Here is a 25,960-nt window from a genome sequence, read left to right as displayed (position 1 = left end):
GCATGACACGAATATTCATTTTCCCCCAAGAATACATTATAATAGGGGGGGATTGTATGAACAGGAAAAGAAATAAGAAAAAAAGTATATTCAGATCTTTATTAGCAGGAATATTAATAATATTTATCCTTCTAGGACCCTATTATTTTTTTGGCTTCAAACCCAGTCAAGAAGATTATGACGCTGCTAAAACACCGCCCCAATGGAGGGGGGTTATTACTTTTTGGGATTATCCCCGATTAGACCAAAAAACAGGTGGGAGCTTTACTTGGATTACAAGACAGGTGAAGGCTTTTGAGAAGAAATATCCTGGCGTATATATCAACTTTCAAAGTCTAACATGGAATAAAGGCGGACAAAAAATAGAAGAGGCCATGAATAATGGGAGCTTACCAGATGTTATACCGGTAGGGGGAGAGTATCATTATATTGCAAAGGATATATTAGAACCCCTAGACCCGTTGCTGACGGTGGAGGAAATTAGAAGCTTTGAGGACAATGCCCTCAAGGCCGTCACCTATAATGGAAAAATATGGGCTATGCCATGGATGATGACCACCTATGGGATGATGTTAAATGCAGACCTATTCCAAGCGCGGGGTGTGGAATTACCTACAGATGGAATGTGGACCTATGGGGAATTTGTTGAGAAGTTACAGGTCTTAACCTACGATGCAAAGGGAAGGGGAAAAAACACCCATTTCGGTTTTAATAGTTTTATAGATCCCCAGTATTACAATATTTGGGGTATCATACTAAGTGATGGAGCAGAAATTTTTAATGATAAAATGGAGTATACTTTTAATGACGAAAGAGCAAAATCAGGTGTGCAGAAGGTAATCGACCTAAAGCAGAAATATACAGTGACCCATCCAAAATTCGGTGAAAACACTTCGAATCAAGCATGGACCACCTTTTATCAAGATAAAAATATCGGAGTAATACCTTCAGGCACTTGGTCCATCAACGTGTTAGACAGACTAAGAAGTGAAAGTAAGGGATTTAATTATGCTGTAGCCATGTATCCCACAGGGAGTCTGGGAAAGCCAGTTGCCATGAGTAACATGGTGGGAACCTATGGGATTACCAAACAGGAGAACCCAGAGAAATTAAAAATGGTCTTGGAATTCCTTAGATTTATTACAAAAGATGAATATCAAAAGGATTTAGGTCGTTTAGGCGTTTTTCCTGTTAAAAAGGGTATAGGAAATATTTATGAAGGGGATCCTTTGATGTCTTTGCTTTACAATAACCTACAGAACACCATTATCATTCCACCCCATCCCCATTGGAAGGAGATAGATGCCATCCTACAGGAGGAAATTCAACAGGGGATCCTGGGGAATAAAACAGTCGAGGAGTTATTACAGGATGCTGAGGTACGGGTTAGAAGTATTGGTTCAACCTCCAATTGACCCTATGGAGAAAAAAGTATATACTTTTAATAATCCCTATATATAATTGATACATAAATTTGGTATGATATAAATAACCAGCTAAAATACAGAAAAACAGGAATATAGGATAGGTATATATACTTTCAATATTAGAAATTAGGAGTGAAGTTGATGAATAAGGAAATATTACAAAAGTTATTTTTAGAGTTTATGGAAAAGTCGGATGTATTAATAGACGAACCAATGAAAAATCATACCTCTTTTAAAATTGGTGGTCCAGCAGATGTATTATTAAAGCCAAGAAGCATCGATGACCTTCAAAAAATCATCAAAATCTGTAAGGGTCAAGAAGCTCCCTATTTTGTAATGGGTAATGGCAGCAACCTATTGGTGAGGGATAAGGGACTTAGATGCGTTGTGATTAAGATTGCTGACAACTTCAATGATGTTAAATTTGAAGGAACAACGGTAAAGGCACAGGCAGGAATATTGTTATCCACCTTATCCAACAAAATTTTAAAGGAGAGCTTAGGTGGATTTGAATTTGCCAGTGGAATCCCAGGCACCCTTGGGGGAGCAGTTACCATGAATGCAGGGGCCTATGGTGGAGAAATGAAGGATGTACTTAAATCCTGTAGAGTACTAGATCTTGATGGTAATGTACTGGAATTTACTAATGAAGAACTAGAACTAGGCTATCGTACCAGCATTATACAACAAAATGGCTATGTTGTTCTTGATGTGATCATGGAGTTGGTAAGTGAAGAATATGAAGTGATCAAGAACAAGATTGGTGAATTAACCCAACAAAGAACAACAAAACAACCCCTACATTTACCTAGTGCAGGTAGTGTATTTAAAAGACCTCCAGGATACTATGCTGGGAAGTTAATTCAAGATAGTAATTTAAGGGGAGCAAAAGTTGGTGGGGCTCAAATATCGGAGCTACATTGCGGCTTTATCGTCAACGCTGGGGATGCAACAGCAGAGGATGTATTGAGTTTAATTGAATTGATTCAAAAGGAAGTCAAGAAAAATTTTGATGTGGACTTACACACAGAGGTCAAGGTGATTGGAGAAGTTTAGAGAAATAAATTACTTTAGAGGAGTCTAAAATTATGCGATTTGTAATTATAACCGGTTTATCTGGAGCTGGAAAAAGTCAAGCGGTCAAATATTTAGAGGATTTTGGTTATTTCTGTGTAGATAACCTACCTCCTAGCTTGATTCCTAAATTTGTAGAGCTTTGCCAACAAACTAAAGGCAAGATTAATAAAATTGCCCTAGTGGTGGATATTCGAGGCGGAATGTTCTTTGATGATGTCTTTACCAGTCTTGATACCATGGAGGAATTGGGGTATAAATGTGAGATTATGTATTTGGAAGCCAGTGATGGAATTTTGGTGAAGCGTTTTAAAGAAACAAGAAGGTCCCATCCTTTATCACCAGAGGGATCAATATTGGAGGGAATCACAAAAGAAAGAGAAAAGCTTAAAGAACTCAGAAAAATGGCTACCCATATTATAGATACGACAAAACTGATTCCTTCACGGCTAAAGGAGGAATTGAGGGAAATATATGTTGAAGGTAAAGAAACCAATAGCTTGATGATCTCCATATTATCCTTTGGATTTAAGCATGGAATCCCTTTGGATGCTGATTTAGTATTTGATGTACGATTTCTTCCAAATCCCTACTACATTGAAGAATTAAGAGACTTTACAGGTAATGACCAGAAGGTTAGGGAATATGTTATGAAGTCACCCGTCAGTTTAGAGTTTTCTGAACGGCTACATGACATGGTGGGTTATCTGATCCCCCACTATATAAAGGAAGGAAAGAGTCAACTGGTGATTGCAATAGGTTGTACAGGAGGGCGCCATAGGTCAGTAACAATAGCCAATATACTATATGAGCAATTGAAGGAAAAGGGTTATCGAGTCAGTTCTAATCATCGAGACAGCCTATTGGTGAAGGAAAGGAAAAGATAAATAAAATGAAATTAAGCGACTGGCTTAAACCTGGATTACAAGTTAAAAGATGGCTTTTAATAGGCTTTGTGGGCCTTTTACTATTAATGTTCTCCTTGTCCTATTATTTAAACCTTATGGGAATAAACTATAGGGGATGGCCAAGCCTTTTACTGGGTTTAGTGGGATTAATACTGATTATATTTGCTATTAAAAGTGGGATGGCCTCAGTTTTCAGGGTCTGCCACTTTCAAAATACCCTTCAGGGGAAATTAGACCGAAATAAAATTAATAAAATGATTTATGACAAAAGAATATTGGCAAAAGGACCCAAGGTTGTTGTCATAGGTGGAGGGACGGGCCTTTCGGTATTGTTGAGGGGACTAAAACTATATACCACCAACATAACTGCCATCGTAACGGTTGCAGACGATGGTGGGGGATCTGGAAAGCTCAGGGAAGACTTAGGCATGTTACCTCCCGGGGATATCAGGAACTGTATTCTTGCCCTAGCTGAAATGGAACCAACTATGGAACAATTGCTTCAATATCGGTTTCAGGAGGGAACCCTAAAGGGGCAAAGCTTTGGAAACCTCCTTATTGCCTCCATGAATGGTATTAGCAATAACTTTGAAGAGGCCATCAAAAAGATTAGTGAGGTATTGGCAGTTACAGGAAAGGTATTGCCAGTGACCCTAGAGGATGTGACCCTATATGCTAGGCTTAAAAACGGTACAGTTGTTGAGGGGGAGTCCAATATACCACATAAGAGTATAGAAGAGGATAGTCCTATTGAAAGAATGTTTATTAATCCCCAGCAGCCCCCTGCATTGAAGGAAGCAATTGAGGCTATCCTGCAGGCTGATGTGGTGGTGCTGGGGCCTGGGAGTTTATACACCAGTATCATTCCCAACCTATTGATTGAGGATATCCGTAAAAGCTTATTGGACACATCGGCTGCTAAAGTGTATATACCCAATATCATGACTCAACCGGGGGAAACCACCAACTATACATTATTGGACCATATTAAGGCTATTTCAGAACATTGTCCAGACCTAGGGATTGACCATGTGTTAATTAATGATGGCACTATTCCCAATGAAATTGAAGAAAAGTATCTTTCTGAAGGGGCTCAATTAATTCGGGCTAACCACGAAGAAATCAAGTCCATTAGTGTATTGGGCATTAATATTCTTTCAGATAACTTAGTCGATATTAAAAAGGATTATGTTCGTCATGATGCCATTAAGCTATCGAAAATGATTACAAACGTAGTGCTCCGCAATAGACCCTCTAAAGAAGCCTACTGGATTGGTGAAATCTCATCTTTTAAAGATTGGATAAAGAATTTAAAGAAATAAAGAATCAAAGCGAAATAGGAAAAAATAATCTTAACCCAGTACTTGTACGAAAAACATAAATAATATATAAGGTAATTGGGTAATAACTAAACAAGGATATTCTATAACACTATATTAGGAGGAGTTATCTATGTATAACAGAAAAGCAGAACCCTATAAGATTAAGATGGTAGAACCAATAAAACTGATCTCTAAAGAAGAACGGGAAAGAAAAATAAAAGAAGTGGGTTACAATCAATTTGCCCTTAGGTCAGAGGATGTATATATCGACCTATTAACCGACAGTGGTACTGGCGCAATGAGTGACTGGCAATGGGCAGGAATCATGCAGGGGGATGAGGCATATGCCGGAAGTAGAAGCTTCTACAACTTAGAAAAAAGCGTTCAAGATGTTATCGGATATCAATATTTTGTGCCAACCCACCAAGGTAGAGGGGCAGAAAATGTATTGTTCCCTCTATTAATTAAGCAACAGGGACACTATGTGCTGGGGAATATGCACTTTGATACAACTAAAGCCCATATAGAGCTTAAGGGTGGCAGAGCCATCAACCTTGTTATTGAAGAAGCCTATGAAACAGAAAAAGAACATCCCTTCAAAGGAAACTTTGATTTAGAAAAGCTAGATGCCTATATCGAGGAAAAGGGAGTTGAGAATTGTTCCTTCATATTGGTGACTGTAACCTGCAATAGTGCTGGTGGTCAGCCTGTTTCTATGGAAAACATAAAGGGTGTAAAAGATATAGCAGATAAATATGGTTTGAGGGTCTTCTTCGATGCCGCTAGATTTGCAGAGAATGCCTACTTTATCAAACAAAGGGAAAAGGGTTATGAAAACAAGTCAATTCAAGAAATAATACTAGAAATGTTCAGTTATGGTGATGGACTAACAATGAGTGCTAAAAAAGATGGTATTGTAAATATGGGTGGAATGATTGCCATTAAAGATGATGAAGAGCTATATACTCAAGTTCGGTCGATGGTGGTACCGATAGAAGGTTTTCCAACCTATGGAGGATTAGCAGGTAGAGATATGGAGGCACTAGCTAGAGGATTAAGGGAAGTAGTTGAGGAAGATTACTTAGAAAGTAGAATCGGTCAGATAGAATATCTTGGACAGCGATTAATTGATGCAGGTATACCAATCCAAAGACCTGTTGGAGGTCATGCGGTATTTGTGGATTGTAAAAAGTTCTGTCCCCATATTCCTTATGACAAATTCCCAGCACAAGCAGTATGTGTAGAGTTATATAAAGAAGCGGGAGTAAGGGCAGTGGAAATTGGTTCCTTCCTATTGGGAAGAGACCCTGAGACAGGGAAACAACTGGAGTCACCAATGGAACTTTTAAGACTAACCATCCCAAGAAGAGTATATACAGATCGTCATATGGATGTTGTGGCTGATGCCTTAATTGAAATATGGAAAAGAAGAGACTGTTTAAAAGGCTTTGATTTCACTTATGAACCAGAGGTTTTAAGACACTTTACTGCTAAGCTAAGGCCAGTAGAATAAACATGTAAATTACCCCAGTCATTTAACGGTATAATCGTTGAGGGCTGGGGATTTTTATTAGCCATTGGCTGGTGATGTTAAATGGAAATTCATTTGAAAAAATTGTCTGAATGTGTTAACTTAATAATAATAGATAATTAATTGTATTAGGAAAAGAACTAACGAAATTCAAGGAAACTTGTTATAATAGACTATAGGATAAAGTATAAAGGGGTGAAGGATGTGAGGAAAGAGGTTAGCGCTGGGGGCGTTGTTATTTTTGGAAATGCCATATTAATGTTGAAAAAATACAATGGTGACTGGGTACTTCCAAAAGGAAAAGTAGAAGAAGATGAAAAATTTGAAGATACTGCAATTAGAGAAGTATACGAAGAGGCTGGCGTAAAAGTAGAAATAATTGAATATCTGGGAAAAATTCACTTTACCTTCAAAAATAGTTGGGAGGACAATGATCGAATTTATAAGACAGTACACTGGTTCTTAATGCAGTCAAAAACAATAGATTGTATTCCACAACGGGAAGAGGGTTTTGTTGAAGCTAAGTTTATTCATATTAATCGTGCGGTAGAATCAGCTAAACATCAAGATGAGAAGGAGATTATCGAAAAAGCTCTTAATATATATTTTAAGACCCCACAATAGTGGGGTCTTAAAGGATATTACTTAGTACCAGATACGAAGGTTGAACATAGCGCTTCGTCAGAAGTACTTGCTGCGTTTCCGTTTCTTGCATTAACTTCAATTTTAGGTGCAAAACAGTATTGTTTTTCATTAAACTTACAGTTATTCACATGGCACATAACTTCCATTTTTGGATGCTGACTCATATTAAAAAACCTCCTCTATAAGTTGTATTGGGTGAAGTGAAGATCAACTTCAGTAGTATTGTGTGTAGTTTTAATATTTTTATTAAATGAAAATCTTAGAAAATATTTATGTAAGGGCGCCTTTTGTTGGGTAAAATAGAAAGTAGAAAAGCTAAAAGGTTGTGATTAAATGTCGTTTTCATCAAAAACTAAAGGAGAATTGGCAAGGCTTTTTACTGAGGAGCAATGCTGTCAACTAGCAGAATTGGCAGCTTTAGTAAGAATGAGTGGTACTTTGCAATTAGCAGGACTTAATCGGCTTAATTTAAATATAATTACTGAAAATCCATCCATCGCAAGAAAACTTTTTAAATTGATAAAAGACCTATTCAACATTCATACAGAAGTAATGGTAAGAAAAAACTCTAGACTGAAGAAAAACAATCACTATCTTATTGTCATTACCCATCAAATGGGTAGTGATTTAATACTTGAAAAGGTTGGAATTCTCAGAAAAGAAGCTGATTCCTTTGATATTACCTATGAAATTCCAGAGAATATTGTGGAAAAGCAATGCTGCAAGCGGGCATATCTAAGGGGGGCATTTTTAGGAGGTGGATCAGTAAGCGATCCTGAAAAAACCTATCACTTGGAGTTTGTCACCAACAGCTCGGAGCATAGTGAGGTAGTAAAAAACTTAGTGAATGAGTTCAATTTAAATGCTAAAGTAATTCAAAGAAAAGGTAGCTTTGTAATCTACTTAAAAGAGGGGGACCAAGTAGTTGATCTCCTTAACATCATTGGTGCCCACAGTGCTTTGCTTGATTTAGAAAATATACGAATTATGAAGCAGATGAGAAATGATATCAATCGTATAGTTAATTGTGAAACTGCAAATCTAAGTAAGACCGTTAATGCATCAATGAGACAGATTGAAAATATTGAATTTATAAAAGAAACAGTGGGACTTAATAAATTACCAGAAAATCTAAGGGAAATAGCTGAAATTAGAATCAATCATCAAGAAGCTAGCTTGAAGGAATTAGGACAAATGCTGACACCACCTATTGGGAAATCTGGCGTTAATCACCGGTTAAGAAAAATTGAAGAATATGCTCAAAAGATAACGATAAAACAATGATGTAGGGTGACATCCCAGCTTTTTATCCATTAAGTGGATATTATAGCTGGGATTTTTATACATAAAATTTCAAAAAACAATGCATTTCAACCGTTTTTTTCATTGTAAAAACCCTATTAGAATTTAAATGAAAATTAAAGGAATTTCTAATTATTTGTCGAAATTATACAATGGATTAATTTAGTAATTAGCGCTCTATATTGCAAAAAAACATTCTGTTACTGGGTTAAAGGGGGAGCAAAATGATTAAATTAAACATGGCATCTGTTAAGGCAGGAATGAGGCTAGCCAAAAGCATAAGTACTACTGACGGAAAGCTCCTGATTGATGCAGGAATCCCTCTTAAACACCAATATATAGAAAAATTATGCAAACTCGGCATACAAGATATCCATGTGGATTGGGACCAAAATGCAGATGGAGATTTATATGATGTTTTTTTTCAGGATACCAAAAGAGAAATGACCCAATTAGTTGAGGAATCATTTAAGACTATGAGCATATCCAAATCCTTCGAAATTAATAGATTAAAGGTGCTTATTCGACAATTAATTGAAGACTTATCCTATAATAAAGAAACGATGGTTTACTTAACAGATATTAGAAATATTGATGTCTACACCTTCGGTCATTGTATCAATGTCTGTATTTTCTCCCTTATGATGGGGATTTTATTAGATCTCTCTCAAGATGAACTTGTAGATTTAGGGGTTGGAGCACTACTACATGATATCGGGAAAATTGCCGTTTCTCAAGAAGTTCTTAAAAAACCCAGCAGCCTAGACCCCTACGAATATGAAGAGATTAAAACCCATTCAATAAGGGGATATGAAATTATAAAAAACATTGAAGGTATCTCAAAATCCTCCTGTCATGTCGTTAGACATCACCATGAACGTTTTAACGGGAAGGGGTATCCAGATGGACTAAAAGGGAGCGATATTCACCTCTTTTCAAGGATCGTTGCCATCTGTGATGTTTATGATGCCCTTACATCAAATCGAGTCTACAAAAAGAAAATTACACCTCATTTTGCTGTAGAATACTTAGTTTCCATGGGGGGACATGAATTTGATTATGAGCTGGTCAAGCTATTTATAAAGCATATTACTGTATATCCAGTAGGTACTCTAGTAAAGTTTAATACTGGAGAATCAGCGGAAATTATTAAAATAAATGAATCCTTCCCTACAAGACCAGTGGTGTGGGTGAAGTTTGACCAACAGGGGGAACCAATTGAAGGAAGTCGCGTACTAGACTTAACGAAACATCTGTATATAAATATTGAGCAAATCATATAAAATGATAAATAATGCAAGATACGGACATAACAATTCCTTTCTTTACATAATGCATACATAAATTAGTACTAAAAACATATAAACATAGAAGAGGCCATTGATTGATTTAGTGGTCTTTTTTTGTGCCTTAAAGTCCATTCATTTTTAGTTCATTAATAAAAATAGACGTTTTGGTGACGGAGGTCTAATATAATATTATGGGAGTAGCGAAATCAATATTAAGAAGCATTGGTTGTAGTACATATTTTTAACAAGAATATATAAAAATACAATAGTATACTAGGTCAGCATAATAAAAATCCTGAGATTTTTATTACCACCAGAAAAGTAAAATTTTTGATGACATCTTAAATTGATTAAACACCTTTAGTACGTTCAAACTGTAAGTTATATTTGCTTTATCATACATAAAAAATTAAGTAGGAAAGGGATGGTATCATGTCAAAGAAATACTTAAGCGATATCGAAATTGCACAACAGGCTAATATGCTACCAGTAGCAGACATAGCAAAAGAATGGGGTATTCTAGATGATGAGCTAGAGATGTATGGAAAATATAAAGCTAAAATTTCTCTAGATATTTTTAATCGTCTACAAGATCGACCAGATGGAAAGTTAGTATTAGTAACAGCCATCAATCCAACCCCAGCAGGTGAAGGTAAATCAACCACTACGGTTGGTCTAGGACAGGCTTTAAATAAGATTGGTAAAAAGGCTTGTATCGCCCTAAGGGAGCCATCCTTAGGACCAGTTTTCGGGGTAAAGGGGGGAGCTGCTGGAGGCGGTTATGCTCAAGTGGTACCAATGGAGGACATCAACCTTCACTTTACTGGAGATATGCACGCAATCACAACTGCCCACAATTTATTGTCTGCTGCTATTGATAATCATATTCACCAAGGAAACGCTTTAAATATCGACTTAAACCAAATCGTTTGGAAAAGAGTTTTAGATATGAACGATAGAGCCCTAAGGGAAGTAATTGTAGCCCTAGGACCAAAATCCAATGGTGTAGCTAGACAGGACGGGTTTATGATTACAGTTGCTTCAGAAGTTATGGCAGCCCTTTGTTTAGCCACTAGCTTAATGGATTTAAAGGAAAGGTTCGGAAGAATGATTGTAGCCTATAGCAATGAAGGAAAGGCTATTACTGCGGCAGATTTAAATGTTCACGGAGCAATGACTATGCTGATGAAGGATGCTATTAAGCCTAATATCGTTCAAACATTAGAAAATACACCAGCCCTAATCCACGGAGGTCCATTTGCAAACATTGCCCACGGTTGTAACACCATCATGGCAACTAAGCTAGGCTTAAAGCTAGGAGAATACTTAGTTACTGAGGCTGGTTTTGGTGCAGATCTTGGAGCAGAGAAATTTCTAGACATCAAGTGTCGATACGGAAACCTAAAGCCTGCTGCTGTTGTGGTTGTTGCTACAATCAGAGCGTTAAAGATGCACGGTGGAGTTGCTAAGAACAACCTAGGGGAAGAAAACGTAGAAGCTCTTCAAAATGGTTTTGTGAATTTACAAAAGCAAGTTGAAAACATCAAGAAGTACAATTTACCAGTAATGGTGGCAGTAAATAAGTTTGTATCCGATACAGATGCAGAGGTTAATAAATTAATCGAAATGTGTCAAGCTGCTGGTGTAGAGGTTGCCCTAAACGAATGCTGGGAAAAGGGTGGCGAAGGTGGAGCGGAAATGGCTCAAACATTAGTAAATTTAATTGATAGCCAAGAATCTAACTTCAAGCCAATTTATGAAGTAGAAGCTACTATAGAAGATAAAGTGAACAGCATTGTTACTAAAATTTATGGTGGAGAAGGTGTAATCTTTACGCCAAAGGCTAAGAAGGAAATGAAGCGATTAGTAGAACTTGGATTAGATAAACTGCCAATCTGCATGGCGAAGACCCAATATTCCTTATCAGATGATCCAACTTTACTAGGAGCACCAAAGGGCTTCACAGTAACTGTTCGAGAGGTAAGAGTATCGGCTGGAGCAGGCTTCATCGTTTGCTTAACAGGAGACATTATGACAATGCCTGGTCTACCAAAGGTTCCTGCTGCTGAAAGAATGGATATCGATTCAGATGGAAACATCAGTGGATTGTTCTAGTAGATAAAAGGTTCGAAATATAAAAAAGAACTATAGTAAGAAGAGGGAGTGGTTTGAATGATATCAAATGTTGATATTTCACAGGCAATGTCTATCAAGCTAGATAGTCAATTACCAGAGATGCCAGAATTTATAAAGGGGCTAAGAAGAGCCCCAGATAGAGGATTTAAGCTAACACCTGCCCAAACGGAAGTAGCTTTAAAAAATGCCCTAAGATATATTCCTGAGGAGCATCATGAAGTCGTAGCACCAGAGTTTTTGGAGGAATTGACCACCTATGGAAGAATCTATGGATACAGATATCGACCAGAAGGGGATTTAAAGGCCAAATCGATTGATGAATACAAAGGTAACTGTATTGAAGGTAAAGCCTTCCAGGTAATGATCGACAACAATTTAAGCTTTGATATTGCCCTTTACCCCTACGAGTTAGTAACCTACGGAGAAACAGGTAAGGTATGTCAAAACTGGATGCAATATAGATTAATCAAAAAGTACCTTGAGGTAATGACAAATGAGCAAACGCTAGTAATTGAATCTGGACACCCACTAGGATTATTTAAGTCAAAGCCAGATGCCCCTAGAGTAATCATTACAAATGCCCTAATGATTGGGATGTTTGATAATCCAAAAGATTGGGATATCGCAGAACAAATGGGTGTTGCCAATTATGGGCAAATGACAGCAGGAGGTTGGATGTATATTGGCCCTCAAGGAATCGTTCATGGTACCTTCAACACATTATTAAATGCAGGTAGAAAGATTCTTGGCGTACCAGATGACGAGGACTTAAAGGGAGTTCTGTTCGTTTCATCAGGGCTTGGTGGAATGAGTGGAGCACAGCCTAAGGCTGTAGAGATTGCCAATGGCGTTGGAATCATTGCTGAGGTGGACGCTTCTAGGATTGAGACAAGACATAGCCAAGGATGGGTACAGGTTGTATCTGCTGATCTAAAAGAAGTATTTGATACAGCTAAGAAATATCAAGAAATGAGAAAGCCAATCTCCATTGCTTATCACGGTAACATTGTTGATCTATTGGCTTATGCGGTTGAAAACAATATTAAAATAGATTTATTGTCTGACCAAACTTCTTGTCATGCTACTTATGAAGGTGGATACTGTCCGCAAGGATTGACCTTTGACGAGAGAACAGAAATGCTTAAAAATGATCGTGAAAAATTCAATAAGTTAGTGGATGAAACTCTAATAACCCACTTTAACCTAATCAAGACTTTAGTTGAAAAGGGAACTTACTTCTTCGACTATGGAAATGCCTTTATGAAGTCAGTATATGATGCAGGTGTAAAGGAAATCTCCAAGAATGGTATTGATGACAAGGACGGTTTTATCTGGCCATCTTATGTTGAAGATATCATGGGACCAGAGTTGTTTGACTATGGATATGGACCTTTCCGTTGGGTTTGCTTAAGTGGAAAGCATGAAGACCTTATGAAGACGGACCAAGCTGCTATGGACTGTATCGATCCTAATAGAAGAGGTCAAGACCGTGACAACTATGTTTGGATTCGTGATGCAGAAAAGAACCAACTAGTAGTAGGTACACAAGCAAGAATCCTTTATCAAGATGCGATGGGTCGAACAAAAATCGCCCTTAAATTCAATGAAATGGTTAGAAATGGGGAAGTAGGACCTATCATGCTGGGTAGAGATCACCATGACGTAAGTGGTACAGATTCACCATTTAGAGAAACTTCAAACATCAAAGACGGTAGTAATGTAATGGCTGATATGGCAACCCAATGTTTTGCAGGAAATGCTGCAAGGGGGATGAGCTTAATTGCCCTTCATAATGGTGGTGGAGTAGGAATCGGTAAATCCATCAATGGGGGATTTGGTATGGTATTAGATGGTAGTGAAAGAGTGGACAACATTCTTAAAACTGCTATGCCTTGGGACGTAATGGGAGGCGTTGCTAGAAGAGCTTGGGCTAGAAACGAAAACTCCATTAGCACAAGTATTGAATACAACAAAGACAACGATGGTACTGACCACATTACAATTCCATATATTCCAAAGGAAGATTTCATCAAGAGCTTAGTAGAAAAAGTATTTCAACGAAGTCTACCTTAAGTGTTATAAGGGACTTTGTTATAAACAGAAATACTAATTTCAATGGATTTTGTCATAATGAAAACTAGTATGTAGGTTTCTACCATCCTTATGATGGTAAATCAATTTACAAAAATAATAATAGAGCCGAGGGGAGAATGTATCATGAATAAAATCATCCAATGTGTTCCAAACTTTAGTGAAGGTAGAGATTTAGACAAAATTGAAAAAATCGTTAATCCTTTTAGAGGAAAAGACGGCGTAAAGCTTTTAGACTACAGTAGAGACGAAGACCACAACCGTGTAGTAGTAACGGTTGTAGGAGAACCAGAACCATTAAAGGCAGCAGTATTAGAGGCTATGGGAGTTGCAATCGAAGTAATTGATATGACTCAACACCAAGGTCAACACCCTAGAATGGGAGCAATCGACGTAGTTCCCTTCATCCCAGTTAAGAATGTAAGCATGACAGAGGCTACTGAATTAGCTAAAGAAGTAGCTAAAGAAGCTTCTGAAAAATACGGATTACCAATCTTCTTATATGAAAAGGCTGCATCAAGCCCAGATAGAGAAAATCTTGCTAAAGTAAGAAAAGGCGAATTTGAAGGAATGGCTGAGAAGGTTAAGCAACCAGAGTGGAAGCCAGACTTTGGGCCACAAGACATCCATCCTACTGCTGGTGTTACAGCTGTTGGAGCAAGGATGCCATTAGTAGCATTCAACGTAAACCTTGATACAGCAAACCTAGAAATTGCCAACAAAATCGCTAAAAACGTTCGTTTCTTAAGCGGTGGATTAAGATACTGTAAGGCAATCGGAATTGATCTTCAAGAAAGAGGAATCACTCAAGTATCTATGAACATGACTGATTACTCCAAAACAGCATTATACCAATCATTTGAAATGATTAAAATGGAAGCTAGAAGATATGGTGTAAATGTAGTAGGAAGTGAAATCATTGGATTATTACCAATGGCTGCTTTAGTAGACACAGCAGTATACTACTTAGGCGTTGAGGAGTTCTCTATGGATCAAATTCTTGAAACAAGAATAATGGAGTAATATTGGAGTGATGATGATGAAAAAAGGTAAGTTGTTAGTTAAGGGAGCCTCAGAGGTTGTTACTTGTAGCGGTTTCCAAGCTAAAAAAGGGAAAGAAATGCAGGACCTAAAGGTAATCCCTAATGGTTCAGTCGTTATAGAAGACGGCATCATCAAGGCAGTCGGGCCAACAGAAGAAATCTTAAAGCAATATGATGAGTCCCAATATGAAGTAATAGACGCAACTGGTAAGGCAGTATTACCAGGGTTTGTAGACTCCCATACCCATTTAGTCTTTGGAGGTTATCGAGCGGAAGAATTTTCTTGGAGACTACAGGGACAAAACTATATGGAAATCATGGAAAAGGGTGGCGGAATCGTAAGCTCCGTAAGGTCTACTAAGGCCGCATCCCATGATGAACTATATAAGGTTGGGATGAAGCGACTGGACTCAATGTTATCCTTTGGGGTGACAACTGTAGAAGGAAAGAGTGGCTACGGTCTTGATTTAGAGACCGAAATCAAGCAATTGGAAGTAACTAATAAAGTAAATGAAGACCATCCAGTGGATGTTGTTCCTACCTTCTTAGGAGCCCATGCAGTACCACCAGAGTATAAGGGTAGAGAAGATGAATTCATTGACTATATGACAAATGATGTTTTACCAGTAGTTGCTGAAAGAAAACTAGCAGAATTCTGTGATATCTTCTGTGAAAAGAAGGTATTCTCAGTGGAGCAATCCCGTAGACATTTATCAAAGGCGAAGGAGTTAGGCTTTAAAATAAAAATCCATGCCGATGAGATTGTACAACTAGGGGGAGCTGAACTGGCGGCGGAATTAGGGGCAGTTTCAGCAGACCACCTACTACAGGCCTCCGACAAGGGTGTAGCAGATATGGCAGAAAAGAATGTCGTTGCAACGCTTTTACCGGGGACAGCCTTTAGCTTAAAAGAAGACTTTGCAAGGGGTAGATATATGATTGATCAGGGCTGTGCTGTGGCTTTGGCTACTGACCTAAACCCAGGTAGTTGTTTCACTGAGTCAATCCCACTAATCTTCTCTTTAGCAACTCTATATATGAAGATGACTACTGAAGAAACCATTACTGCCATCACCATCAATGGTGCAGCGGCGGTTGACCGTGCAGACACCATCGGAAGTATAGATATAGGGAAGAAAGCAGATATGATTATGCTGGAGTTTCCATCCTATCACTATATTCCTTATCATATAGGTGTAAGTACAGTAGAAAAGGTGATTAAAAATGGCGTACTGGTTTTTGATAAGGAACAAGGAGGGGGAAGATTATGTTAGCATCAGTTGGACTTAATGAATTTTTAAATAAAACAGCTTCCAGCGATCCAGTACCAGGAGGAGGAAGTGCTGCTGCCCTTAGTGGGGCTACAGCTGCGGCTTTAACAGAAATGGTGGCAAAGCTGACTGTTGGTAAGAAGAAGTATGTGGAAGTAGAAGAAGAAATGAAGGCAATTGCTGAAAAGGCGGCTTCCCTAAGGGAAAAATTAATGAAGGATATTGACAGAGATGCAGATTCCTTCAATGAAGTAATGGGAGCTTTCAAGCTACCAAAGGAAACTGATGAAGAAAAGGCTACTAGAAGCAAATCTATCCAAGAAGCAACTAAAAAAGCTGCTGAAGTACCACTGGAGGTAGCAAAGGACGCCTTTGGAATGATGGAAATGATTGAAGCTGTTGTGGTAAAGGGCAATGCCAGTGCTGTAACAGACGGAGCAGTGGCGGCTATGATGGCTAGAACTGCAGTGTTATCAGCCATATACAACGTAAAGATCAATCTTTCCTCCATTAAGGATGAAGCATTTGTTGCTGATTTAACTCAACAGGTGAAGCAATTGGAGGAAGCGGCAGTTGCTAAGGAGCAGGTGATTTTAGGTAAGGTAATGCTGTAGGGATAGGTAGTTTAGAATTAGAAAGATATAAAAGAATAGATAATAAAGTGAAGATTTTATAAGAAAACACCCTCCATGGATACATATGGAGGGTGTTTTGTAAGGTATATGAACATTTTACCCCTCCAATACCTCAAGAATATCATAAAATCTAAAAATACGATTTCGCTTCTTATCATCAGCAAAAATCTTATTAGATTTCACAAGCCTTTGGACATGGAGATTAGCAGTATTGTAGCTTATATTAAGTTGGGTCTGAACTTCATTGATGGTGAAGAAGGGTTTCCGAAAGATAAAACTAATAAGATCTTGTCGTACATTATTCTTTTCAGCAAAATCTTGCATTTCAGATAATATAGTTTCGATTTTAATTAGTTTATCTATGTTTTTATCAGCCTGTTTGATGGAGGCTTTGAGAAAATATTCAATCCAATCCTTCCATTTTGGAGAGGAGCTTCTTAAACTATTTAATAGACCATAATACTTGTACTTACTCTTTTCTAACTCTTCACTGACGAAAAAGGCAGGTTTACTAATTACTTTTTTATCTAGTAGATAAAGCATAATTAGTATTCTACCTAATCTACCATTACCATCAAGGAAGGGGTGAATAGTCTCAAACTGGGCATGAATAATAGCCGCTCTAATCATATAATCCAGTTGATCATCGTACTCATTATTAATATATTTTTCAAGATTAGACATATACTCAGGAACAGAATTTGGCTCTGGGGGAATATAAGTAGCATCTTTAGGGTCATTGGTCGGTCCAATGAAATTTTGAATCCTTCTATATTCACCAGGGGAACGATTTTGACCACGGGAGTCCTTTAGAATAATGTTGTGTAATTCTAGAAATAATCGAGTAGAAATTGGAATGAGATTGAGTCGTTCCTTACCATGATTAAGGGCTTCTAAGTAATTCATTACTTCTTGAATATCATTACTTCTGTAACCAGTAATATCTGCCTCCATAATTTCACTAAAGGTGGTCTGTGTTCCTTCGATTTTCGTAGACTCTATTGACTCTTGAAGGGAAAAGAAAACCAATGCTTCATCACTAATGATGGATCTTTCCAATAGAGAGTTAAAACGTTCAATTTTTACTCTAGCTTCTAAAGCTAATTTATAAAGATAAATGATGTCGTCTTGGGATAAAGTAATGGGTAAATAATCAGGTTTAAAAGGTTTTAGCATAATACACCTCCTATTTAAAATAATATTACCATATTATGTACTTTATTTCAATAATAATACTAAAATTGAAATATAATCAGTATGGGCAGTTTGACTGTAAAAAAAACTATAAAGAAATAAGGTTGAATCATCTTGTATTGAATAATAGAATCCTCCGTGTAATAGAGGATTTTTTATTTTTTAGAGATACTGTTGACAAAAATATATCAAGATGTATAATAATATTAACGGTGTTAATAAATTTAACTATGTTAGTTTAATTAAAACTGTTAATGAAATTACTATAAATATTGTATGGTAATGAAATGCTAAACAACAGAACAGCAATCGGAGGGACTGAAATGGATAAAAAAGAAATTCAAAGACAAAGAATGATGACATATTTTATAGATGCAGCAAAGGAAATTTTGCGGGAAGAGGGAGTAAAAGGACTCAGCGCCAGAAAAGTAGGAGATCGGGCAGGTTACTCCTATGCAACAATATATAATTATTTCAAAGACTTGAATGAACTACTGGTTTACTGCACCTTTGACTATCTTGAAGATTGCTATCAATACTTAACTAAATATAAAAAAGATAGTTTAAATGCAAAGGAACAGCTAATGGTCTACACAATAGCATATTTTAAATACTTTGCTGAGAATCCCGACACCTTTCAATTGGTTTTTGTTGAGGAAATAGGGAATCCACCAGAGGAGCTTTTACAAAATAGATCTATTCCTTCCGTTGCTAAACTCCTTGGTGAAAGTATTATGGAGTGTGCCAAAGCAGGTTATATATCAGAGGATGCAGTAGATACTTTGGGGGAGTTAATTGCTTCTTCAGTCCATGGGAAACTATTGTTTTATATAAACCGAAGGACGACTGAAGAGGAGGAGGACATAATTAAACTAATAAGAAGTGAAGTAGAGTTTCTTATAAAAAAATAGGGAGGTATAGGGATGAGGAAACGAAATGTAGTGAAAAAGGTTCTAATCACAGCTGTAGCTCTAATAATCCTACTGGGGGGTGTATTCTATTTCGGGTTACAGGCTAAGTTAAAGGAGTTCAGTGATGAAATCAGTAATATTGCTGTAAATGATATTAATTTATCCAATATCAATGATGGTGTATACGAGGGAGAATATCAAGTAAATGAGTTAGTGGGAGCTATCGTTGAGGTGACAGTTAAAGATCATAAAATCATTAATGTAAATTTTCTAAAACATAAGTATGGCATGGGTGGAAAGGCAGAAGTGATTACTGAAAAGGTAATCGAGAAGCAAAGTTTAGAGGTGGATGCCATCTCAGGTGCCACAGGGAGTAGTGTAATCATATTAAAAGCGATTGAAGATGCTTTGAATAGTAAATAAGATAAGTGGAGGGGTTAAGATGAAAACATTATTGGTGTATGGTACAAAATATGGATGTACAGAAAAATGTGCCCAGATGCTTAAGGAAAAGCTTAGTGGAGATATAGACCTCATAAATCTTAAGACATCAAGTACTGTGGATTTATCTAAGTATAACAAGGTGATTATTGGTGGCTCCATCTATATAGGTCAGATTCAAAAAGAAGTAAAAGCGTTTTGTTCACAGAATATGGACTTATTAAAAGAAAAAAACTTAGGATTATTCACATGCTGTATGGGGGAAGGGCAAAGAGCAGAAGAACAATTAAATGCTGTATTTCCAAAAGAACTTTTGGATTTAGCAGTGGCTAAAGAATTTTTTGGAGGAGAGTTTATATTTAAGAAGATGGGCTTTATCGACAAGTTGATTGTTAAAAAAGTCAGTAAGATAACCAAAGATACAACTAATATATATGAAGAAAATATTAGTAGATTTGCTGAAGTAATGAACAATGTAAAAGTAGAACATAATTAGTAAGACTTAATAAGGATTATAGTGAAATGTTTTTCTTGGGTACTGCAACCAACCAGGATCGCTACGTATTTCAGTATACGTAGCGGTGACTGGTTGTTTTTATAGAAGTCAAATTAAGTAAGAAAACTCATATTGCCAAAAGGAAAAACAAACAATATGTAGAAGTACTAAACTATTAAAGGTTTAAAATAATAATGCCTAATTGAGGTCATCAGAAGGAGGAAACACATATGGAAATACAAATCATCAAAATAGACGATTCAACAGAAGATATCCTTGTAAATTTTACAACCCCCTACGGAGAAGGAAGAGCCTTCTGGAATGGAACTAAAAAATACAAACCAGAGCTCAATGAAAAATACAAAGTAGAATATGACATCAGTGACACCCTAGAATGGGGCAAAGAAATCACCCTCAGCAAAAATAACGATTTCAGCATAGAAACAACAGAAGATGGTATCCGCTTAACAGGAAAACTTGAAGGAGTAGATCGGGATGGTATCGCCGAACTACGCTTTGGAGAGAGTATCATTCAATTGGAAATAGAGGGTGGGAAATTACCTACTGGAAAGTTTGTAGATATTAATACAAATGAAATAGAAATTTATGAAAAAGCATATTAAAAGTGCTACTAAAGACGACGAACCATCCTAAAAACCTCAAATGAACCAAACCTACTGCATAATCAGTAGGTTGTTTTGTAGTGTAAACATATAATCTTTATTTTAAGCAAATGGTTTTAAATCAATTCTTTCTTTCATGATATTATTTGCTTTACTGATCCCAATAAATTAAAATTAAATTAATGAATTGATAACCGACCATTTCAACTTTAAGAGGGGGAACTACCATGATTGAACTAGAAAAGAAGGACTTTCAACATGTAAAAAGCCTACTAAATGAAGAAAATCACCATTTTCCACTACTCAAATCAGTTATATCCCACAATATTGAAGGAAGAATTTTTGTAGATGAGCTAAACCCACAAAAAGGATGCCAATCAGCCCTTATCATTAACAATATGGGGTGGGCATATTTCTTAGGTAGAGAAGACAATGACGACTTCAATGAACATGTTGAGGAGATACTTAAATCCTTTGCCTCTATGACTGGTAATCTTGCTAATAACAACCCAATCATCTGGTTTGGTATAAGTGACTATTGGAGGGGAAGGGTCACTGAAAGGTTGACGACGGACGTTCAAGACTACCCAAGAATGCAATATATCTTTAATCCAGAGGGATATCAGTTTGGAGGTTATACTAAGGATGATACTAATTTCCACTATGAAATAGCAGAAATCACAGAAGAAAACATACAACAGGCTATAGCATTCAATGAAAGCATCATCAATTTCTGGCAATCAAAAGAAGAATTCTTAAAAAAAGGATTTGGATACATCGTATTAGACCGAGAAAAAATTATCAGCCAAAGTATCAGTGCCTCTGTTGAAGATGGAGAAGTTGAAATAGATATACTGACGGAACAAGACTATAGAGGGAAGGGGTTAGCTAAGATCATCGCCTCCCGTCTCATAGAAAAATGCCTTGGTGAAGGACTAATCCCCAAGTGGGACTGTATAGTGAACAATACCCCATCAAGAAAATTAGCTGAACAACTGGGATTTGAAGTCAAGAAAGAATATAACCTGAGTATTATTAACCTTTAGGTATTATTAAGGCGGACTCTATAAACTTAGAGGGATATTAATTAAGCTAGTATAGGGTAGGATTATTTGACTCAATAATATGTAATTCATTAAAAAAATAACCTGTGGTTAAAGGTCTTAAAGTAGGGCTAACGGATCAGGATTATCATTTCGTCTATAGATATTACAAAATAGTAATAGAGGAATTTCACCCCCCATAAAGAATCTATACATAATACCAAACGTAATAATAGGGTTAAACGTAGCACCAAAAACCAGGGAGGATTATTATGAGTCGCATTGAGGTAAAGGTCTTTAACACACCTACAGTCCATATAAATGAAGAACAGGTACATTTCCCCTTCCGTAAAGCAGAAGCCCTTTTCTACTACCTTTTAATCGAGGGAGAGGCTACCCGAGACGAGTTAGTTAACCTCCTATGGGGCGAAATAGACGAAGAAACTGCTAAAAAGAACCTTAGGAATGCCATGTACAAAATCAGAAAAGTATTTGATCTAGACATCATCATTTCCCCTCAAAAGTCCATAGTTATGCTTAATCCACAAATTAAATTAAAAACGGATTTAGATGCATTTTTATCAGAGGATCAACAATCGATTGATGTGTACACTGGAGAATTTCTACAGGGCTTTTTAGTGAAGGATGGAGAACATTTTGAAGAATGGATGTTTAGCATTAGGGAACAATACAGGGATTTATATATAAATAAGATTAATCAGAGAATCGAAGAAGAGATCCAACAAAATACTTGGGATTCAATAGAATATTATGGTAAGCTTTTGATCAGTGAAGATCAGTTTGATGAAAGAGCATATCGTACCCTAATGAAACTCTACATCAAAGAAGGTGCCTACAATAAAGCAATAGACATTCATCAAAAATTAGCCAAGACCCTTGATATGGAACTGGGGATTAAACCCGATGCAGAAACCCGTAAAATCTATGAAGAGGCCCTAGCCTTAAGGGATTTACTAGAAAACAAGCCCAAAGCCAATCGAGGGGGATTCTTTTATGGTCGGAATGAAGAAATAGCCCAATTGGCAGAAAATACTCAGTTGTTTACAAAGGAGATAGGGGCAAAGTCACAACTGATTATAGGAGAGGCAGGGATCGGAAAGACTCGACTAAAGGAACAATTCCTTCAAATGATAGAGCATCAGGATGTCTACGTATTTCATACCAATTGTTACCAAGCTGAGGAAAAATACATCTTAAAGCCCTGGAACCCGATCTTTTCAAAGATTGCTGATATCATTAAAAAGGATAAAATATCTATTCCTAGTAGTTGGAAAAAGGCGATTGCCTACTTCTTTCCGATTTTTGCAATGGTGGGGTATGTGGAGGACCTTGACTATATCAATGATAGAGACCCTCAACAGTACCAGATGGCGGAGGAGGCCATACAGGGACTATTTAAAAGTCTGGGGGAAGAAAAGAAAATTGTTTTAATCATGGAGGATCTCCAATGGATTGATACTAAGAGCTTGTCTCTATTAAATAGCTTATTATTACACCAACAGCAAAGTCACATCATGTTTGTTGGAACTTGTCGAAATGGGTATGATGAAAAAATAGACAAATTTATTGCTGTGATGACAAAATATAATCTTTTAGAGAAAATCCAAATAAAAAGGTTTAACCAAGTCGAAGTAGGGGAATTTATACAAGGGGCATTGCCCAACACCGAAGTCAAAGAGGAACTGAAGAAAAAAATATATCACGAAACGGAAGGAAACACTTTCTTCCTAGTAGAATATATCAATGCCCTTAAAGAAAATAGAGGCATTGGCGAAATGTCATCGGAAATGCAGGACATTTTAAAGAGTAGATTGATTGACCTGTCGGAGATAGAAATGAAGGCTTTAAATATTGTGTCTTTATTCTTTGATAAGGTTTCCCTAGACCTTTTAGCAGAGCTTCTGGGAAAGGAGGAACTGGATGTACTGGAAATCATGGAGGAGCTTCAACGCAGATGGCTCATTAAAGAAAAACATGAGGAGGATAAAATCAGTTTCTTGTTTACCCATCAAAAGCTGAGGGAGTTTGTTTATCTGCAGCAATCACCTGCCAAGAGAAAACTCCTCCACAATCGAATTGGATTAATGATGGAAAACCAATTGAAAAATGAAAAAAGTGATATGCTGATGTATACTCGGTTGATTTATCATTACTCCCACGGTGGAAATCGATTGGCAACCTTAAAATATCAAATAAAATATGTCAATGGATATCTAGACTTCACCCACGAGCTCTATCCTGTTTTGAGCAACAATACCAAAATAAAAGAAAAAAGCCTACATCTTTCAAAACAGGAAGTAAAGAAATATCTAGTGGAAGTGGAATCCATGCTAAGGGAAGCTGAGGAGCAGGAACCTGAAGCAGAGGGGCTGATTGATTTACAAATGGCCTTCAACTATATGAAGGGAAGGTATTTAATCGGTGAAGGTGAGTACGAGGAAGGTATTCCATACCTACAGAAATTGATTAATTATTCACTTGAAGGGGATAACTATTATTATGGACTAAAAGGTTTTAAACAGATGATTTATTATGGTATCCAGACCCATAATGTACCTTTGATGGAGGAATACCTAGACAAGGGCCTAGCATTAGTTCATGAAAATAAGATTAAGAAGGAGGAACCCTTCTTCTTGAGGCTCAAGGGTCTAAGTAAAATTATGCTGACGGAGTATGATGAAGCAGAGGAATTCCTCAAGCAATCCATAGGACTCTTCAAGGATTTTAGCAAAATGGAGGATAAGTACGTCCTCAACATTGCCGCCAGTTACAACTATTTAGGGGAAGTTCGTCGATACAAGATGCAATTTGCCTCAGCTTTAGTCTACTATGACAAAGCAATGGAGATTTGTGAAGAAAAAAAGGTAACAAGAGGATTGACAATTTTCAACACAAATGGGGGTCAGGCTGCTTTTGATATGGGGGATTATGACAGAGCAAAGATGTATTTTTCAAAGGCTCTAAAGATTTATCGACAGTTCGACATTTCTTGGGGGAGGGCAATTGCAGAAGGATATATGGCATTACTACAAATCCGAAAAGGCAACTATAGAGGTGCTTTAGAGGGCCTAAAAAGAGCAGAGGCATACAGTGACCAATTAAAAAGTCCCTATGAGATGGGACTAATCTATCGAGTAAAGGCAGAAATTAAAACTAACATGAAGACCAATGAAAAGCTTCGAGAGGTTTTTAAGAACTATCTAAGAGAAGATTTAGAGGATTATTGCAATAAGGGAATCACTGTATTGAAGCAAGTGAAGGGGTGTTATGAAATTCAGATTTTAGAAGTATTGAAAAAAAGCTAAGGAATACTTTAATTACTTATAAATTATAGTGATTTTGTATATAATGGTGTTAGAAAGTAACATTTAAATTCAATTGTAAAGGAGAAATGAAAGTGGAGAATAATAACCATAGTTGTGGATGCGGACATAATCATGAACATGAGGGAGAAGAATTAAATAATCATCATCATGAACATGGTTGTGGATGCGGACACCAACACAATCTTGAAGATGAATATGAGTCAATCCGTTTGATGTTGGACGATGAAAGAGAAATGGAATGTTTTGTATTAGAGATTTTCACTATTGGGGATGACGAACAAGAATACATCGCCCTATTACCTAAAGGGGAAGAAAGTGTTCTTCTTTATAGATTCAACGAGGATGCAGAGGATGAGCCTCAACTAATCAACATTGAAGATGAAGAAGAGTTCCAAAAAGTGTCGGAAGTATTCATGCAAATTATGGATGGAGAAGATGTAGAAGAATAAACTGAAATAAAAACTAAATAAATATCCAAATCCTTGGTGGTAACTGCCGAGGATTTTTTCATTCTATTACTTTTATAATTATTAATAGTTTTCAAATAAAATGTTAACCATCCCCTACTACGATAGTAACTTTGAGGAACGAAATGGAATAAAATGTATTAAGATAATAATAGAGTTATATAAGGGTTAGTTTATAATAGTCAAAATAGTCATATTCTATACCATCCTATGAATAAAATGATATAGAGGATATTACATGTCAACTATAACATAAAAAATGTATCTTTATTTTTATTTAATTTTCATTGCATCATTGTATAATATAAATTTTAAATTTTTTGGGGGTATTGGAATGAATATATTGTTGGACTCAAGTAATGAAATTATGGAAGATGTTAGTTTTCAAGTGCTGAAACTTTCAGATAACAAAATTAAAATTATGGTCCACTGGAATCAAACACCTTCCACTGGCTATAAGATTAAGATTGAAGAAGTGAAGTTTGAGGAGAATAAAATTAAGGTTCTCTACAAGAAATATAAGCCAAGGGAGGACTCTATCAACTGCCAAGTCATTTCTAGACCTGTTGATATATGGGAAGGAATGGTAGAGGGAGAATATGATGAGTATTATGTAGCTTTGGTGGATCAGTAATTATGTTTTAGATTATCATTAGAAAACTCTCCAGAATTTACTGGAGGGTTTGTTTGTGTTAGGAGAATTGAAAAGTTGAAGAATCGGGGCTATTTTGATATATTATTTATATAATACAGAAAAAAGAGGT

Annotated in this window: 23 protein-coding genes; 21 read left to right on the top strand and 2 right to left on the bottom strand. The window is 36.7% G+C overall.

Annotated elements, in window-relative coordinates:
• Nucleotides 1-56: 56 nt before the first annotated feature.
• The 6 genes from JOC73_RS03610 (at nucleotide 57) to JOC73_RS03585 (ending at nucleotide 6,886) form a co-directional block, all read left to right on the top strand.
• Nucleotides 57-1,415: an ABC transporter substrate-binding protein gene (locus JOC73_RS03610; RefSeq protein WP_204400495.1), complete on the top strand. Its 1,359-nt coding sequence runs from the start codon at nucleotides 57-59 to the stop codon at nucleotides 1,413-1,415.
• Between the two features lie 153 nt (nucleotides 1,416-1,568).
• The gene (murB, locus tag JOC73_RS03605; protein WP_204400494.1) at nucleotides 1,569-2,483 is read left to right on the top strand and encodes a UDP-N-acetylmuramate dehydrogenase; all 915 of its coding nucleotides are present in this window, start codon (nucleotides 1,569-1,571) and stop codon (nucleotides 2,481-2,483) included.
• Between the two features lie 32 nt (nucleotides 2,484-2,515).
• On the top strand, nucleotides 2,516-3,388 hold the full coding sequence (gene rapZ / locus JOC73_RS03600; protein WP_204400493.1) for an RNase adapter RapZ: 873 nt from the start codon (nucleotides 2,516-2,518) through the stop codon (nucleotides 3,386-3,388).
• Between the two features lie 5 nt (nucleotides 3,389-3,393).
• On the top strand, nucleotides 3,394-4,731 hold the full coding sequence (locus JOC73_RS03595; protein ID WP_204400492.1) for a gluconeogenesis factor YvcK family protein: 1,338 nt from the start codon (nucleotides 3,394-3,396) through the stop codon (nucleotides 4,729-4,731).
• A gap of 130 nt (nucleotides 4,732-4,861) precedes the next feature.
• Complete coding sequence (locus JOC73_RS03590; protein WP_204400491.1) at nucleotides 4,862-6,244, top strand: tryptophanase; 1,383 nt, start codon at nucleotides 4,862-4,864, stop codon at nucleotides 6,242-6,244.
• A 222-nt stretch (nucleotides 6,245-6,466) separates the two neighbouring features.
• Nucleotides 6,467-6,886, top strand: a complete 420-nt coding sequence (locus JOC73_RS03585; protein WP_204400490.1) for an NUDIX hydrolase — start codon at nucleotides 6,467-6,469, stop codon at nucleotides 6,884-6,886.
• A gap of 17 nt (nucleotides 6,887-6,903) precedes the next feature.
• On the opposite strand, the gene JOC73_RS03580 is transcribed toward JOC73_RS03585, so the two are convergent.
• Complete coding sequence (locus JOC73_RS03580; RefSeq protein ID WP_204400489.1) at nucleotides 6,904-7,071, bottom strand: DUF1540 domain-containing protein; 168 nt, start codon at nucleotides 7,069-7,071, stop codon at nucleotides 6,904-6,906.
• Between the two features lie 169 nt (nucleotides 7,072-7,240).
• Between JOC73_RS03580 and whiA the strand changes: the two genes are divergently transcribed.
• From whiA to JOC73_RS03545, 7 genes are all read left to right on the top strand, one after another.
• Nucleotides 7,241-8,191, top strand: coding sequence for a DNA-binding protein WhiA (gene whiA, locus JOC73_RS03575; protein WP_204400488.1), 951 nt, complete (start codon nucleotides 7,241-7,243; stop codon nucleotides 8,189-8,191).
• A gap of 242 nt (nucleotides 8,192-8,433) precedes the next feature.
• The gene (locus tag JOC73_RS03570) at nucleotides 8,434-9,492 is read left to right on the top strand and encodes an HD-GYP domain-containing protein (protein WP_204400487.1); all 1,059 of its coding nucleotides are present in this window, start codon (nucleotides 8,434-8,436) and stop codon (nucleotides 9,490-9,492) included.
• A gap of 438 nt (nucleotides 9,493-9,930) precedes the next feature.
• Nucleotides 9,931-11,613, top strand: coding sequence for a formate--tetrahydrofolate ligase (locus tag JOC73_RS03565; RefSeq protein WP_204400486.1), 1,683 nt, complete (start codon nucleotides 9,931-9,933; stop codon nucleotides 11,611-11,613).
• Nucleotides 11,614-11,670: 57 nt separating this feature from the next.
• Nucleotides 11,671-13,707 (top strand): urocanate hydratase, encoded by a 2,037-nt coding sequence (locus JOC73_RS03560; RefSeq protein WP_204400485.1) that lies wholly within the window; start codon nucleotides 11,671-11,673, stop codon nucleotides 13,705-13,707.
• Nucleotides 13,708-13,851: 144 nt separating this feature from the next.
• Nucleotides 13,852-14,748 carry a glutamate formimidoyltransferase gene (gene ftcD / locus JOC73_RS03555; RefSeq protein WP_204400484.1) on the top strand — a complete coding sequence of 299 codons (897 nt, stop codon included), beginning with the start codon at nucleotides 13,852-13,854 and terminating at the stop codon, nucleotides 14,746-14,748.
• A gap of 16 nt (nucleotides 14,749-14,764) precedes the next feature.
• Nucleotides 14,765-16,042 carry an imidazolonepropionase gene (hutI, locus tag JOC73_RS03550; protein WP_204400483.1) on the top strand — a complete coding sequence of 426 codons (1,278 nt, stop codon included), beginning with the start codon at nucleotides 14,765-14,767 and terminating at the stop codon, nucleotides 16,040-16,042.
• Nucleotides 16,036-16,653: a cyclodeaminase/cyclohydrolase family protein gene (locus JOC73_RS03545; RefSeq protein WP_204400482.1), complete on the top strand. Its 618-nt coding sequence runs from the start codon at nucleotides 16,036-16,038 to the stop codon at nucleotides 16,651-16,653. Before hutI ends, JOC73_RS03545 begins: the two co-directional genes overlap by 7 nt.
• Before the next feature lie 117 nt (nucleotides 16,654-16,770).
• Here JOC73_RS03545 and JOC73_RS03540 read toward each other — a convergent pair whose 3' ends face one another.
• Nucleotides 16,771-17,850 (bottom strand): Fic family protein, encoded by a 1,080-nt coding sequence (locus JOC73_RS03540; RefSeq protein WP_204400481.1) that lies wholly within the window; start codon nucleotides 17,848-17,850, stop codon nucleotides 16,771-16,773.
• 305 nt (nucleotides 17,851-18,155) lie between these two features.
• Between JOC73_RS03540 and JOC73_RS03535 the strand changes: the two genes are divergently transcribed.
• From JOC73_RS03535 to JOC73_RS03500, 8 genes are all read left to right on the top strand, one after another.
• Nucleotides 18,156-18,779 carry a TetR/AcrR family transcriptional regulator gene (locus JOC73_RS03535; RefSeq protein ID WP_204400480.1) on the top strand — a complete coding sequence of 208 codons (624 nt, stop codon included), beginning with the start codon at nucleotides 18,156-18,158 and terminating at the stop codon, nucleotides 18,777-18,779.
• Nucleotides 18,780-18,791: 12 nt separating this feature from the next.
• Nucleotides 18,792-19,202 carry an FMN-binding protein gene (locus JOC73_RS03530; protein ID WP_204400479.1) on the top strand — a complete coding sequence of 137 codons (411 nt, stop codon included), beginning with the start codon at nucleotides 18,792-18,794 and terminating at the stop codon, nucleotides 19,200-19,202.
• 19 nt (nucleotides 19,203-19,221) lie between these two features.
• On the top strand, nucleotides 19,222-19,716 hold the full coding sequence (locus JOC73_RS03525; RefSeq protein ID WP_204400478.1) for a flavodoxin domain-containing protein: 495 nt from the start codon (nucleotides 19,222-19,224) through the stop codon (nucleotides 19,714-19,716).
• A 230-nt stretch (nucleotides 19,717-19,946) separates the two neighbouring features.
• Complete coding sequence (locus JOC73_RS03520) at nucleotides 19,947-20,339, top strand: hypothetical protein (RefSeq protein WP_204400477.1); 393 nt, start codon at nucleotides 19,947-19,949, stop codon at nucleotides 20,337-20,339.
• A 227-nt stretch (nucleotides 20,340-20,566) separates the two neighbouring features.
• Nucleotides 20,567-21,385: a GNAT family N-acetyltransferase gene (locus JOC73_RS03515; RefSeq protein ID WP_204400476.1), complete on the top strand. Its 819-nt coding sequence runs from the start codon at nucleotides 20,567-20,569 to the stop codon at nucleotides 21,383-21,385.
• A 269-nt stretch (nucleotides 21,386-21,654) separates the two neighbouring features.
• A complete protein-coding gene (locus tag JOC73_RS03510) occupies nucleotides 21,655-24,708 on the top strand; it encodes an AAA family ATPase (protein ID WP_204400475.1) in 3,054 nt (1,017 codons plus the stop codon).
• 92 nt (nucleotides 24,709-24,800) lie between these two features.
• Entirely contained in the window at nucleotides 24,801-25,178 is a 378-nt protein-coding gene (locus tag JOC73_RS15385) for a DUF1292 domain-containing protein (protein ID WP_330613088.1), read from the top strand.
• Nucleotides 25,179-25,530: 352 nt separating this feature from the next.
• Nucleotides 25,531-25,830 (top strand): protease complex subunit PrcB family protein, encoded by a 300-nt coding sequence (locus tag JOC73_RS03500; protein ID WP_204400473.1) that lies wholly within the window; start codon nucleotides 25,531-25,533, stop codon nucleotides 25,828-25,830.
• Nucleotides 25,831-25,960 lie beyond the last annotated feature (130 nt).

Origin of the sequence: Alkaliphilus hydrothermalis (genome assembly GCF_016908555.1) — a bacterium.
Classification (GTDB): domain Bacteria; phylum Bacillota; class Clostridia; order Peptostreptococcales; family Natronincolaceae; genus Alkaliphilus; species Alkaliphilus hydrothermalis.
Note: the sequence above shows the minus strand (reverse complement) of the source record. Positions and strands in the feature narration are given on the sequence as shown.

Excerpts from the sequence above, each read along its gene's own strand:
- JOC73_RS03525 (WP_204400478.1), top strand. The coding sequence starts at position 19,222 with ATGAAAACATTATTGGTGTATGGTACAAAATATGGATGTACAGAAAAA.
- JOC73_RS03590 (WP_204400491.1), top strand. The coding sequence starts at position 4,862 with ATGTATAACAGAAAAGCAGAACCCTATAAGATTAAGATGGTAGAACCA.
- rapZ (WP_204400493.1), top strand. The coding sequence starts at position 2,516 with ATGCGATTTGTAATTATAACCGGTTTATCTGGAGCTGGAAAAAGTCAA.
- JOC73_RS03570 (WP_204400487.1), top strand. The coding sequence starts at position 8,434 with ATGATTAAATTAAACATGGCATCTGTTAAGGCAGGAATGAGGCTAGCC.
- JOC73_RS03565 (WP_204400486.1), top strand. The coding sequence starts at position 9,931 with ATGTCAAAGAAATACTTAAGCGATATCGAAATTGCACAACAGGCTAAT.
- murB (WP_204400494.1), top strand. The coding sequence starts at position 1,569 with ATGAATAAGGAAATATTACAAAAGTTATTTTTAGAGTTTATGGAAAAG.
- JOC73_RS03520 (WP_204400477.1), top strand. The coding sequence starts at position 19,947 with ATGGAAATACAAATCATCAAAATAGACGATTCAACAGAAGATATCCTT.
- JOC73_RS03510 (WP_204400475.1), top strand. The coding sequence starts at position 21,655 with ATGAGTCGCATTGAGGTAAAGGTCTTTAACACACCTACAGTCCATATA.
- whiA (WP_204400488.1), top strand. The coding sequence starts at position 7,241 with ATGTCGTTTTCATCAAAAACTAAAGGAGAATTGGCAAGGCTTTTTACT.
- JOC73_RS03595 (WP_204400492.1), top strand. The coding sequence starts at position 3,394 with ATGAAATTAAGCGACTGGCTTAAACCTGGATTACAAGTTAAAAGATGG.
- JOC73_RS03515 (WP_204400476.1), top strand. The coding sequence starts at position 20,567 with ATGATTGAACTAGAAAAGAAGGACTTTCAACATGTAAAAAGCCTACTA.
- JOC73_RS03545 (WP_204400482.1), top strand. The coding sequence starts at position 16,036 with ATGTTAGCATCAGTTGGACTTAATGAATTTTTAAATAAAACAGCTTCC.
- ftcD (WP_204400484.1), top strand. The coding sequence starts at position 13,852 with ATGAATAAAATCATCCAATGTGTTCCAAACTTTAGTGAAGGTAGAGAT.
- JOC73_RS03610 (WP_204400495.1), top strand. The coding sequence starts at position 57 with ATGAACAGGAAAAGAAATAAGAAAAAAAGTATATTCAGATCTTTATTA.
- JOC73_RS03535 (WP_204400480.1), top strand. The coding sequence starts at position 18,156 with ATGCTAAACAACAGAACAGCAATCGGAGGGACTGAAATGGATAAAAAA.
- JOC73_RS03580 (WP_204400489.1), bottom strand. The coding sequence starts at position 7,071 with ATGAGTCAGCATCCAAAAATGGAAGTTATGTGCCATGTGAATAACTGT.
- JOC73_RS03530 (WP_204400479.1), top strand. The coding sequence starts at position 18,792 with ATGAGGAAACGAAATGTAGTGAAAAAGGTTCTAATCACAGCTGTAGCT.
- JOC73_RS03540 (WP_204400481.1), bottom strand. The coding sequence starts at position 17,850 with ATGCTAAAACCTTTTAAACCTGATTATTTACCCATTACTTTATCCCAA.
- hutI (WP_204400483.1), top strand. The coding sequence starts at position 14,765 with ATGAAAAAAGGTAAGTTGTTAGTTAAGGGAGCCTCAGAGGTTGTTACT.
- JOC73_RS03560 (WP_204400485.1), top strand. The coding sequence starts at position 11,671 with ATGATATCAAATGTTGATATTTCACAGGCAATGTCTATCAAGCTAGAT.
- JOC73_RS03500 (WP_204400473.1), top strand. The coding sequence starts at position 25,531 with ATGAATATATTGTTGGACTCAAGTAATGAAATTATGGAAGATGTTAGT.